Annotated in this window: 10 protein-coding genes; 6 read left to right on the forward strand and 4 right to left on the reverse strand. The window is 47.9% G+C overall.

Annotated features, from left to right (window positions below; genetic code table 11):
• Nucleotides 1–111: 111 nt before the first annotated feature.
• Complete coding sequence (locus NKT06_RS10750; protein ID WP_253433611.1) at nucleotides 112–981, reverse strand: AraC family transcriptional regulator; 870 nt, start codon at nucleotides 979–981, stop codon at nucleotides 112–114.
• A 192-nt stretch (nucleotides 982–1,173) separates the two neighbouring features.
• On the opposite strand from NKT06_RS10750, the gene NKT06_RS10755 reads away from it, so the two are divergent.
• Complete coding sequence (locus tag NKT06_RS10755) at nucleotides 1,174–2,691, forward strand: tagaturonate reductase (RefSeq protein WP_253433615.1); 1,518 nt, start codon at nucleotides 1,174–1,176, stop codon at nucleotides 2,689–2,691.
• Nucleotides 2,688–4,202, forward strand: coding sequence for a UxaA family hydrolase (locus tag NKT06_RS10760; RefSeq protein WP_253433618.1), 1,515 nt, complete (start codon nucleotides 2,688–2,690; stop codon nucleotides 4,200–4,202). Before NKT06_RS10755 ends, NKT06_RS10760 begins: the two co-directional genes overlap by 4 nt.
• A 100-nt stretch (nucleotides 4,203–4,302) precedes the next feature.
• On the opposite strand, the gene NKT06_RS10765 is transcribed toward NKT06_RS10760, so the two are convergent.
• The 3 genes from NKT06_RS10765 to NKT06_RS10775 all read right to left on the reverse strand — a co-directional run bounded on the left by NKT06_RS10765 (nucleotide 4,303) and on the right by NKT06_RS10775 (nucleotide 8,454).
• Nucleotides 4,303–4,989, reverse strand: coding sequence for an AlkZ-related protein (locus NKT06_RS10765; protein WP_253433621.1), 687 nt, complete (start codon nucleotides 4,987–4,989; stop codon nucleotides 4,303–4,305).
• Nucleotides 4,990–5,023: 34 nt separating this feature from the next.
• Nucleotides 5,024–5,986 carry a helix-turn-helix transcriptional regulator gene (locus tag NKT06_RS10770; protein WP_253433625.1) on the reverse strand — a complete coding sequence of 321 codons (963 nt, stop codon included), beginning with the start codon at nucleotides 5,984–5,986 and terminating at the stop codon, nucleotides 5,024–5,026.
• Between the two features lie 440 nt (nucleotides 5,987–6,426).
• Nucleotides 6,427–8,454, reverse strand: coding sequence for a beta-galactosidase (locus NKT06_RS10775; RefSeq protein ID WP_253433629.1), 2,028 nt, complete (start codon nucleotides 8,452–8,454; stop codon nucleotides 6,427–6,429).
• 128 nt (nucleotides 8,455–8,582) lie between these two features.
• Between NKT06_RS10775 and NKT06_RS10780 the strand changes: the two genes are divergently transcribed.
• The 4 genes from NKT06_RS10780 to NKT06_RS10795 all read left to right on the forward strand — a co-directional run bounded on the left by NKT06_RS10780 (nucleotide 8,583) and on the right by NKT06_RS10795 (nucleotide 11,943).
• Nucleotides 8,583–9,416, forward strand: a complete 834-nt coding sequence (locus tag NKT06_RS10780) for an AraC family transcriptional regulator (RefSeq protein WP_253433632.1) — start codon at nucleotides 8,583–8,585, stop codon at nucleotides 9,414–9,416.
• A gap of 133 nt (nucleotides 9,417–9,549) precedes the next feature.
• Entirely contained in the window at nucleotides 9,550–10,347 is a 798-nt protein-coding gene (locus NKT06_RS10785) for an alpha/beta hydrolase (protein ID WP_301290323.1), read from the forward strand.
• 36 nt (nucleotides 10,348–10,383) lie between these two features.
• Nucleotides 10,384–11,046 (forward strand): SGNH/GDSL hydrolase family protein, encoded by a 663-nt coding sequence (locus NKT06_RS10790; protein WP_253433634.1) that lies wholly within the window; start codon nucleotides 10,384–10,386, stop codon nucleotides 11,044–11,046.
• Nucleotides 11,047–11,061: 15 nt separating this feature from the next.
• Entirely contained in the window at nucleotides 11,062–11,943 is an 882-nt protein-coding gene (locus NKT06_RS10795) for an SMP-30/gluconolactonase/LRE family protein (RefSeq protein WP_253433638.1), read from the forward strand.
• Nucleotides 11,944–12,310 lie beyond the last annotated feature (367 nt).

The raw sequence follows: 12,310 nt of genomic DNA on the forward strand, positions 1-12,310 counted from the left end.
TTTCCGACAAGTAATAATCCAGATTATCATACCACATCTACCATATGGAAGAATATGTGGATATATATGATTAAAGCGGGGAGCTACGCCCAGGCTGGTTCTGTTTTAACATCAACTGTTCATGGCTCTGCGGTAAGCTGCAGGAGTTGTACCGGTTAATTTTTTGAATTGACGGTAAAAGTGGGGCAGACTATCGAACCCACAAGCATCGGCAACGGCTGCCATCGTCTCATCGCCTTGCACCAGATGCTCTTTCGCCATAATGACCCTTCGCGCTAATGCGTAATCCGTTAGAGTCATGCCCGTGTATCGTTTGAAGGCACGACTGAAGTGGGCTGGTGATACTGCAGCATACTGAGCCAGTTCATGCAGGGAAAGGCCATTCCGAAGGTTATCGTCAATATGAGAGATCGTAGAAGAGAGCCATGAGGGACCCGGAGCGGATTTACCCGGGTTTGCAGGTCCCGCAGCTTCCAGACGTTCCAGAAAAATGAGCAACAGTTGTAGCCGTAACAGGGCCGCATGTGCGCTTAGATGATGTCCGAGCTGGAATTCGGTCTGAATATCATCAATAAGGGCTGCCACCTGTGATTGCTCCTCTGTATTGAGATGTCTCTTATACACTCGTTGTCTGCGACAACGTTCAAACAGGCTTAACAAGGAAGAAGAAGCGCCCCCAGCAGTCGATGCCAGCAATCCCGGGCTGAAGAACAATGCGGAAGATGTGACGGGATTGCCTGCATCCGGCAAGGCTCGATGAACCGTGCTGCCCGGTATAATGAACAGATCGCCTTCCTGCATATTTTCAAGTCCTGTATCAATAAAGATACTTCCCTGACCCCGATATACATAGATAATTTCATGCCAGTCGTGAAGGTGATCTGGTAATTCGTTCTGAGGGGATTTGGTGTCACTGTACACCAGGCGGAACGGAATACCGGATTCTGCCTGAATAGTTGTACGAACAGGTGAACGTTCCATAAAGACTCCTTTCCAGACGATTGTCTTCAATGAGATGTCTTACCTGGTCATTAGAGAGTATATTTAACGCAATATAAGCAATTTAATTTCCTTTTATTGATGATACAATGAATTTAAAGCGTTTACAATAAAAGGGTGCAGAGCCTCTGAACTGCATTCCGACAGTACAAATAATCGATGAGGTGAGTGTCCATGTCGGCAAGCACGAAACGGCCAAGGTTGAAGCTGAATTTACTGGGGAGCGATGGTCAGCGCAAGTGCAAGGAGATTATGGAGCGTCCCGTGAAAGTTTTGCAGATCGGAGAAGGTAATTTTTTGCGGGGATTTGCAGACTGGATGCTTCATGAGAGTGCCAGACAAGGCAAATTCCATGGAAGTGTAGCTGTTACCCAACCACGACCGGGAGGCAAGGCCAAGCTGGAACAGATCCGTAATCAGGATGGATTATATACGATGATTACGCGAGGTCTGTCTCAAGGGAAGCCAGTTGAGCGGACAGAGTTGATCTCTATTTTCTCACAGTGTATCAATCCATATGAGGAATGGGATGCCTTTCTGAACTTGGCGGAACTGCCTTCACTTGAGTTCGTTATTTCCAATACAACCGAATCAGGATTGAAATATACGTATGCGGACTATATCGAGGGTGAACCGATCCAATCATTTCCGGGGAAATTAACGGTTTTCCTGCATCAGCGATATTTGAAATTTGATGGTGATCCATCCAGAGGTTTGATTCATCTGCCATGCGAGCTGCTTGAAGGCAATGGTGATGTGCTGCGCAGTTGTGTCCTCCGTTATAGTGAGGATTATGGGTATTCGGATGGCTTCCGTTCATGGATTGAGAACCATAATCACTTCCTGAACAATCTGGTAGACCGAATTGTCACAGGTGCGCCGACCCAAGAAGAAGCTGATTCCCTAACGAATCGCTGGGGTTATGAGGACCAGTTGATTAATACGGCAGAGCCATATCATTTCTGGGCCATTCAGGGTGATGAATCATTGGACAAAAAACTTCCTCTCAAACAGGCAGGTCTCAATGTACATTGGGTGAAAGATCTGAAGCCTTTCCAGATACGCAAGGTTCGTATTTTGAATGGGGCACATACCTTAATGTCATCCCTCGGCATTCTGCAAGGCAAGCAGCATGTGAGAGAAACGATGGAAGATCCACATTTTGGCTCATGGATCAGGGAAGCTGTGCATCAGGAGATCGTCCCTGCTCTTGATATGCCCGAACATCAGCTGGACCAGTATGCGGAAGAAGTGTTCGAACGGTTCCTTAACCCGTATATTGATCACAAATTGCAAGATATTGCTTTGAATACGATCGGAAAATTCAAGGTTCGTGTGCTGCCTACACTTTTGTCTTACGAGCAAAATCAGGGAAGTTGGCCAGAACGTTTAATTCAAGGGTTTGCTGGATTACTATGTCTCTATCGTCCTGTGAATACGCCAGAGGGTTACAAGGCACAACGACTGAATGGGGATGACATTCTGCTGCGGGATGACCCCGATGTCCTGGGTGCTTTGGCTGCACACTGGGACGGTTATGACACGCTCAATAGGGATCAGAAGCAACTGGATAACCGGCTAGCGGCTGTGTTGTCGGATTCCCTGATCTGGGGCGAAAATCTGGATGCAAGAAAAGGACTGCGTGCAGCACTTGTTAATGAAATCGGTTTGTTGGAAGGTGAAGGAAAATGAACACAACAAGTACGATCAATGACTGGATTGCCATTCAACCACAGGATGACGTCATTATAGCGCTTCGTGACTATGCCAAAGGAGAACAGATTACACTGCCAGACGGAGTTTCTTTTAATTTGCTGGATGACGTGCCCAAAGGGCATAAGATTGCTGTGCATACGCTGGCACCGGGCGATGATGTGATGAAGTATGGTTTCTCCATCGGGATTGCCAAAGAGCAGATTGAGCAGGGAAGCTGGATTCATAGTCACAATCTGAAGACGGGTCTGCACGGATTGCTTGAATATGAGTACCAACCGGGAGTCCAGATTCAGACGGACATGCCTCCGGAACATCTGCGCTCATTCGATGGATATTTGCGTCCTAATGGTGAAGCAGGTATCCGTAATGAGATCTGGATTGTGAATACGGTCGGGTGTATCAATAAAGTGTGTGAAGCTTTGGCACGTATGGGTCAATCCCAGTTTGGAAGCCGGGTAGATGGTGTATTTCACTTTCCACATCCATTCGGGTGCTCACAGCTTGGTGATGATCTGAAGTATACACAACAGTTGCTGGCCTCTTTGGTGGAGCATCCGAATGCAGGAGGTGTGCTTGTCATCGGTCTGGGCTGTGAGAACAATCAGGTCGATGAATTCCGTGAGTGTATTGCTCCGGAATACCGAGGCAAAGTACGGTTTCTTAAAGCACAGGAAACGGATGACGAGCTTGAGGAAGGACTTCGCCTGATGGAAGAACTTGTGGAGATTGCCGAGCATGAACAACGGCAGCCGCTTCCGCTCAGTAAACTCAAAATTGGTTTGAAGTGTGGTGGTTCGGATGGTTTATCCGGCATTACAGCCAATCCGCTCGTCGGTGCGGTTGCTGATATGCTGGTTGCTGCCGGGGGTACGGCTATTCTGACGGAAGTACCGGAGATGTTTGGTGCGGAGACGATCTTAATGAACAGGGCTGCCAATGAGCAGGTATTTCATGATTTGGTGGACCTTGTGAATGGTTTCAAGCAATATTTTGTGAACCATGGCCAGAACATCTATGAGAATCCTTCACCTGGGAATAAGGCTGGTGGCATCACAACGCTGGAGGAAAAGTCACTTGGATGTACGCAAAAGGGAGGACGTTCTTCCGTAGTCGACGTTCTGCGTTATGGCAAACGTGTAACTCAAACCGGTTTGAACATTGTGGAAGCACCCGGGAATGATCTGGTGTCTGTTACGGCACTGTCTGCAGCCGGTGCACATATTGTGCTCTTCACAACAGGGCGGGGCACTCCCTTCGGAGGTCCGGTACCTACCGTCAAGATTGCGACTCAATCCGATCTGGCGAATCGCAAAAAACACTGGATTGACTTCAACGCAGGCCAGCTGTTGGAGGGGCGCACGATGGATGAGGTCAAAGTACAACTGTTCAGCCAGCTGATTGACATTGCTTCAGGACGGTCACACACACTCAGTGAGCAGCATGGATTCCGGGAGATTGCCATATTCAAGGATGGCGTGATCCTCTAAATCCATGCTGGATGGAGAGCGTTATCGTCTGAGATGCATTATAAGGTGAACCACAGCCAATTCCGGTTGAAATTTGCACGACAACCGGGATTGGCTTTATTTAGATTCCACGGATGCCAAGCGCTTTGGAGATGCTTGATAATGCGGCAGGTGACGCATGATGCTGTAGTTGCGCAGTCAACAGTTCACGTGCCTCTTCTATGCTGCCTTCAAATGGCTTAATGCCATGACGTTGCATCCAGTGATCTGCGGTTTCATATGCGGAGCTGTTCCATGCAACTTTGCCTTCTGCGAGCCCCTCTTTTTCTTTGGTTCCACTGATCACAATGGCTGCACAGCTTTGAAGGTCCAGAAGTCCACGGTCAAATGTTTTTTTGTCCTCTTTTGCCCCGAAACCTGCTTGTGATCGCAAGGCACGTCCATCGATGCCTTCCTGTTCTGCAACTAACGCATGGAGTTTGAACGCTTCACGGGTGAGTAAACCCGCTTCATATTGTTCCTTGATGGTTCTGGAATCGGCCAGCAGTCGGTGTACCCAGGGGAAGTATTCAGATGAGACAAGAAGCGCTTTCTTTTTGACAAATTTTCCATATGCAGCAATGCCCTCTTCGGCCAGACGTGAACGCCACAACCAGGGATCGAATTCATCATCCTTGTGCCAATGTTCTTTGGGGGTTAGCGATGACAGAGAAGGATAATCGGCAAATAGTGGTGCCAGAGGCAGCAGCCCTATAGACTGGATACGCTGTACTGCTTCTTCGTACGTTATAACGGCTTCATATGTCATGATATCAGTAGGCTCCTTTTTGTGTGTAGTCAAGCTACGACTTGGTTGAAGCAAGGTATCTCCGGCTCACTTCCTCGGCATGCTGACGAATCTCACTACGAAGTTGGAGGGGTTCGATCACTTCGGCTTCACGTCCCAATCGGTAAAAGAATCGTACGGCCCAGTCCCATTCCCCTGGTGGACAAAGGAATGATAATTCCCAGAGATCCGGGGCAATTTCAATCATCTTTTCACCAATATGCTCGTCCTGTTCAGCTTCAATCATTCCCCGATAACTCAGTTGTGCCTTAACCAGGGTTGGCGGCTGTTCTGGAGGGATTGGCTTGCTCTGTTGTTGCTGCGCCTGTTCGTTCAGCACCTGTGCATCCTGTGGTTCGATCGCCTTGACATCGATAATTCGGTCAACCCGGAACAGACGCTGTTCACCATGTTCGATCGAATATGCTTCACAATACCAGAAGCCGGAGGATGCATATACCCGTGTGGGACAGATATGCAGCCATCGGTGACGCGATCGCGATACGGAGCGGTACAGCACACTCAACCACCCTTGTTCAGGTATACAGGCCAGCAATGGGTCGAGATGATGAAGAATGTAATTGCGATCTGGAATATGATGATGCAGCTGTTTGAGCATGGGATCAATTCGGGCCATGATATCATCCGGAATGATGGCTTTAACTTTGTTCATCAGGGTCCAGCGTTTCTCATGAAAGGGCGTGTCGGCGTAACGACTCAGACCCTCAAGAGCGAATATGAGCGTCGCTGCCTCTACCGGGTCCAGCTGTAATGGGGGCAATACGTAACCTTCCATTAGACTGAAACCACCTCCCGGACCGGAAATGGCAATAATGGGCACATTCATCTCGGAGAGGGACTGAATATCCCGGAGGATTGTGCGACGGGAAACTTCGAATTTCTCGCCTAATGAGTGTGCCGTTTCGTGACCATGCTGTAATGCCATTACGATGGCAGCAAGCCGATTAGTTCTATTCATGTCAGCCACTCCGTTTCGATCTTTGCGCCGCCGGAAAGTGATGCCGCAGTTATAATTCTATTCTAACAACTAATAAGTGACATCATGTGTGTCACCAATATTTCAGATGTTCATCATTTTATATTAGCTGGTGAACCCTGTTGCTGAGCATGTTCCGGCAGGCATTGTTAAAATGTGTGTCTCGTCCAATTCGCTTTTCATAGTGATATTTCCTTCTATCAAAAAGACCACAGATCATGCCAAAAACCCGTATCCGGTGTAAACGGATACGGGAAGTAGCAGCTTTTAGCTTGCAGAAGACGATAAAGGTATGAAATCTATACCAATATCCTCGCTGAAGACAATAACAAGCACAAAAGGAATGAATATGTGACACTTTGTATCAGGGGTATTTCTATCACATTATGTGTTTTGCATTGATTCCAATGAAGCGAAATTGCTTATTTCATTTCGAGCAATTGCACCCCGCGGGCTTCAATCTCAACATTTCCCGAAAGCTCGCGATGGGTGAGCAGGTCATGTGCCTTGGCTGTACCGAGATCATAGGATTGCGTGGTTGCGTTATGGTTCATGACAAACAGGTAAGGTTTACCGTCTTTGGTACGTGCGCTTACTTCAACACCTTCCGGTGTCTCAAGCAAGGAGTCTACGTTCTTGGCTGCTGCAAGCTGTCCCAGCAAACCATCCAGGAAGCGCTCATCCGGGTCGGATGCAACGTACCAGGCTTCACCTTGACCAAAGGTATTACGTGTCACAACAGGCATGCCTTTATAAAAGTCGTCTCCATACTCCGCGATGACTTCGGCTCCTTCACTGTGTAGCAGGTCACACAGCATGCCACAGTCATATTCTCCTTCAAGATCGCCGTAGGCTTCTTTGAGAACAATGCGGTTCTTTTGCTCAGGCAGCAGGGCATCAATCTCTTCCACCCAGATTCCGAGAAGTTTACGGAGTTCCCCCGGATATCCACCTGTGGTCACGAGATCGTTCTCGTTCACAATACCACTGAAGAAGGTCGTCAGGAATGTGCCACCTGCTTCAACATACTTCTCCAGTTTGGCGGCAAACCCTGGTTTAACCATGTAAAGGACAGGGGCAAGGACAATGTCGTATGTGCTCATATCTGTATCCACACTGATGATATCTACTTGAATGTTGCGGCGGAAGAAGGCTGCGTAATATTTATGGATCTGATCCACATAGTTCAGGGCAACTGTAGGTCCGCTTGATTTTTCGATGGCCCACCAGTTATCCCAGTCGAACACAATCGCTACTTTGGATTCAACAGATGCATCCAGCGTGGTGTCACCAAGCATCTGCAATTCCTTGCCGAGTTCAGCGACTTCGCGGAATACACGTGTATTCTCGTGTCCAGCATGCTCAATAACTGCACCATGATACTTCTCACATGCACCGATGGAGCGGCGAAGCTGGAAGAACATGATGGTATCGGCCCCGTGCGCAACAGATTGATAACTCCACAGACGCATGACACCTGGACGTTTCAGTGAGTTATACGGCTGCCAGTTCTGCTGACTTGGTGTTTGCTCCATAAGCATGAACGGTTGACCATCCTTCAGTCCGCGCATAAGGTCATGTGCCATGGCCGTGAAGCTGACAGGTGTTGCGAGACCGGGATAGCTGTCCCAGGAGACGATATCCATATGTTTTGCCCATTTGAAATAGTCCAATTGTTTGAAGAATCCCATCAGATTGGTCGTAACAACGGAGTCTGGAATGTGTTTTTTGATCGCATCGTATTCCAACAGATAACAATCCAGCATGCTGTCGGAGTTGAAGCGAGAGTAGTCCAGCGAGATTCCCTGGAATGTTGAATTGTTGTTACCCCAATGTTCGCTCAGGTTGCTCGGTAGTACAATCTCGTCCCAATCGTAGAAGGTATGCCCCCAGAAATTCGTGTTCCACGCTTTGTTGACCTGTTCCAGAGTCTGATAACGTTCTTTCAGATACACGCGGAATGCTTTCTCACAGTTATCACAGTAACACTCACCGCCATATTCATTGGAGATGTGCCATACGAGAACTGCGGGGTGATCCTTGTATCGTTCGGCCAATTTATCTGCAATCTTCTCAGCGTATTTGCGATAGGTCGGGCTGTTGGGACAGGAATTATGGCGCCCACCGAATTTGCGTTTGCGTCCATCGGCATCTACACGAAGCACGTCTGGATATTTCTTTGCCATCCAGGCCGGATGGGCAGCCGTACTCGTTGCAAGGCATATATAGACACCATTTTCATATAAACGATTAATTAGTTGGTCGAGTTCTTCAAAACGGTAAGTAACTTCATCAGGCTGAATCAGTGCCCATGAAAATACGTTGATTGTGGCAATATCAATGCCTGCCAATTGGAACATGCGCAGGTCTTCAAGGTGGGTTTCGTGGTCCCACTGTTCCGGGTTATAATCGCCGCCGTAGAACATTTTGGGTAGTTTGCTGCTAATCAATGTGTTCACCTCTTGTATAAGAATAATCCTATACTATATGATACATATGACTTTTAAAATATAATAAAAGTAATGACTGATATAAGAATACGGAAGTCTAACTCAGCTTATAACCAAGGAGGCATCCCATGTTTATCTCACCCCGACATCAACGATATTTCATGACATCACGTGATCAGCCGCTGCCCCTTTATATTGAGAGCCTGGGTTATAACGGCAATCAGGAGAAGGTGTCCAGATCTGCGGGGTATCCTTGTTACCACTGGCTTCAGACCGTGAAGGGGGCCGGAGAATTTAAGTTTGCCGGGTCCACGGTCATACTGGGGGAAGCATCCGGTATTTTGCTTCCTCCGAATGAACCGCATGAATATGTGCGCGCTCAGGGGGAGTGGGAGACACTTTACATTACATTTGGCGGTTCCCAGTGTCCGGCAATCATGGAGTCACTTGGTCTGGGTGAAGCGGCATTCCATCAGTGGGAGCAGAGCAGCCCGTTTAACGACTACGGCCAGGAAGTGCTGGATTCGATCAGAAGTGATCAGGATTTGTCGGGACTCGAAGCGTCAGCGGATATATACCGATTTCTGATTTTGCTCAAAAAACATGGCATGACGGGCAATCGTTCTTCTATCTCACATGCCGTGGAGAGACTCGCTCCACTCATTGCATTTATGGAACAGCACTATGCGAATCCCGAGATTGGACTCGAACATATGGCTGCCGTAACGGGGATCTCATCCAGACATCTGAACACGTTGTTCAAACAGTCCTTTGGCATGACAGCCTACAGTTATTTCATTTTGCTGCGCATACGCAAGGCTAAGGAAATCATGACCGGCAATACCGCCCTGACGATTAGGGAAACCGCAGTTCGGGTGGGCTTTCGGGATTCAAGCCATTTTGTAGCTACATTTCGCAGAATTGAGGGAGTGACTCCTGAACAGTTCCGTAACTTGTATTAACTTGTACTCAAATGATTAAAAAGTGATGCCAGGAAGGTATTGATGCATGAGGGTCATTGCCGTTATGATGGTATCGATTCCTGAGATTCGAAAACGTTTAAACGGACCCATGGTTCCGTTTTATTTGGAGAGGATGATTGAAGTGACAACAACGATACCCTTATGGGATCATGCTGCACCTTATGCAGCGCAGGGTCATGAAGACGAGATGCCACATTTGATTCCATTTATTCAGCCTGGTTCCGAGAGCGCTGTCATTGTATGCCCTGGTGGTGGCTATGGATTTTTGGCTGACCATGAAGGTGCTCCAATAGCCGAATTGTTGAACCGTGCAGGCATCAGTGCATTTGTCCTGAAATATCGGGTGGCGCCTCACCAGCATCCTGCACCGATAACAGATGGTCAGCGTGCCATACGTTATGTTCGTGCGCATGCCGAGCAGTACGGGATCAATCCTGCCAAGATTGCAGTACTTGGATTCTCTGCAGGTGGACATCTTACAGCAACACTGGGAACGCTGTATGACGAGGGGCAACCGGATCATGAGGATCGGATTGAACGCCAAAGTTCACGCCCGGACCGGGTTATTCTCTGTTATCCGGTCATTACGATGGAGTCCTATGGACATGCCGGTTCCCGTGAAAATTTGCTTGGGTCTGATGCGTCTGCCGAGCAGATTAGAGCTTTTAGCGCGGAGCAGCAGGTGAGAGCGGATGCTCCTGAAGCGTTCATCTGGCACACCAGCGATGACCAGGCAGTGCCTGTAGAGAATAGCTTGCGTTATGCACTTGCATTGGGTGCGCATGGCATTCCTTATGACTTGCATGTTTTTGAAAAAGGCTCACATGGACTTGGATTGGCTGAGGATAACCACGCGGTTCGGGTATGGTCGGATCTATGCTTGACGTGGCTTAAGAATCAAGGCTGGTAATTATATTAGTGCTTTAGAGCGAAGGAGTAAATGACAATGAAATTGCAGAAAAATGATAAGCTTCTGTTCATCGGAGATTCGATTACGGACTGTGGTCGGCAACATCCTGTAGGCGAAGGAAGTTCAGGTCTGGGCCATGGTTATGTAGCGCAAGTCTATGCCCTGTTGCGATCCATCTACCCGGAATTGATGTTGCGTGTCCAGAATGTGGGTAATGGTGGGAATACGATTCGTGATCTGAAACAGCGCTGGGATCGTGATGTGCTTGACCTTAAACCGGACTGGCTCACGATCATGATCGGCATTAACGATGTATGGCGTCAGTTCGACAATCCATTGTCAACAGAGTCACATGTGTTTCTTGAAGAATACGAATCCACATTGCGTGAACTGGTGGCTTCGGTTCGTCCCAACCTAAAAGGTCTGGTACTGATGACACCTTATTATCTTGAGGCCAATCCGGAAGATCCGATGCGGGCAACGATGGATATTTACGGAGAAGCGGTACGCAGGGTAGCCAGTGAGTATGATGCGGTGTATGTGGATACACAGGCTGCATTTGCTCCATTTTGGGATCATTTCTATACGTCTGTGCTGACTTATGATCGGGTACATCCGGATGCAACAGGCCATATGGTACTGTCCAAAGCATTCTTGGATGCCATCGGATTCGAATGGTCGGGCGGCGTCAAATCTTAATAAGGACGTGATGGCATGAGCGACGTAACTGTAGCAGTACAAACCCCGGCATTACTGGGGGAAGGGCCAAGCTGGGATGCGGAGAACAATCGATTATTGTGGGTAGATATTGAAAGTTTCAAGGTGCATGTGTATGACCCGGCTACAGGTCAGGATCAAGCTTATGATGTCGGTGAACATGTCGGCGCGGTTGTTCCGTATCGGGGTGACGAAGTTGTGGTTGCTTTACGCAGTGGGTTTCATACGTTTCACCTGATTACGGGTGAGCTGCATGCCATTGAGGACCCCGAACAAGATAAGGATACCAATCGGTTTAATGATGGCAAGTGTGATGCGAATGGCCGTTTCTGGGCAGGCACGATGAGCATGAATAATGAAAGCAAAGCCGGATCATTGTATTGTTTGGAGGAAGGACAACCTGTACGCACGATGGTACAAGGCGTGTCAACATCCAACGGCCTGGGTTGGAGTCCGGATCGGAAGACCATGTATTACATTGATACCCCGACACGTTCGATTGACCGGTTTGATTTTGATCTGACAGCAGGTACGATACAGAATCGGACAAGCGTCATTCATATACCGGAGGAATTAGGATTTCCAGATGGCATGACGGTTGATGGTGAGGGCATGCTGTGGGTTGCACATTGGGGCGGAGGAAGAATCACTCGCTGGAACCCGGATACATCAGAACTGTTGCAACAGATTGATATACCGGCAGATCAGGTAACCTCCTGCTGTTTTGGTGGACCGGATCTCGAAGAGTTATACATTACAACAGCACGTATAGGGATTAAGGAAGAACGTCTGAAAGAGACACCGGATGCGGGTTCACTTTTTGTCATCAGACCGGGAGTTAAAGGCCAGGAGACTCACGCCTATGGTAGCTCGAAATAAACAGGTGCCAATCATGTAGTGCATCTCTGCCTGGTCGGCCAGGTAAGAAAAGATTCATTTTGTACTCTTATATAAAATATAACATGTCGAAAGGTGCTGTTCTAACAGCATCTTTTTTTATTGTATAAACAAGTTTAAACACTGAAAATATTTTACAAAAAACGATTTCGACAGAGGGGTTTTGATTTTTCCATCGAATGTTATTTATTGAAAGTATTATCCATATAACCGTGAATTAAGAATAATTATGTAAGCGCTTAACAATAAGGATGGAGGGAGGTGAGGCTTCTTGTATCAAGGGATGCATTGATTCGTCTGGCACGCCATCATCAGCACGATGAGACAGCGGGGATAGACCGAAATGCAG

Source organism: Paenibacillus sp. 1781tsa1 (assembly GCF_024159265.1).
Taxonomy (GTDB): Bacteria; Bacillota; Bacilli; order Paenibacillales; family Paenibacillaceae; genus Paenibacillus.

Excerpts from the sequence above, each read along its gene's own strand:
- NKT06_RS10760 (WP_253433618.1), top strand. The coding sequence starts at position 2,688 with ATGAACACAACAAGTACGATCAATGACTGGATTGCCATTCAACCACAG.
- NKT06_RS10785 (WP_301290323.1), top strand. The coding sequence starts at position 9,550 with ATGATTGAAGTGACAACAACGATACCCTTATGGGATCATGCTGCACCT.
- NKT06_RS10750 (WP_253433611.1), bottom strand. The coding sequence starts at position 981 with ATGGAACGTTCACCTGTTCGTACAACTATTCAGGCAGAATCCGGTATT.
- NKT06_RS10770 (WP_253433625.1), bottom strand. The coding sequence starts at position 5,986 with ATGAATAGAACTAATCGGCTTGCTGCCATCGTAATGGCATTACAGCAT.
- NKT06_RS10765 (WP_253433621.1), bottom strand. The coding sequence starts at position 4,989 with ATGACATATGAAGCCGTTATAACGTACGAAGAAGCAGTACAGCGTATC.
- NKT06_RS10780 (WP_253433632.1), top strand. The coding sequence starts at position 8,583 with ATGTTTATCTCACCCCGACATCAACGATATTTCATGACATCACGTGAT.
- NKT06_RS10795 (WP_253433638.1), top strand. The coding sequence starts at position 11,062 with ATGAGCGACGTAACTGTAGCAGTACAAACCCCGGCATTACTGGGGGAA.
- NKT06_RS10755 (WP_253433615.1), top strand. The coding sequence starts at position 1,174 with ATGTCGGCAAGCACGAAACGGCCAAGGTTGAAGCTGAATTTACTGGGG.
- NKT06_RS10790 (WP_253433634.1), top strand. The coding sequence starts at position 10,384 with ATGAAATTGCAGAAAAATGATAAGCTTCTGTTCATCGGAGATTCGATT.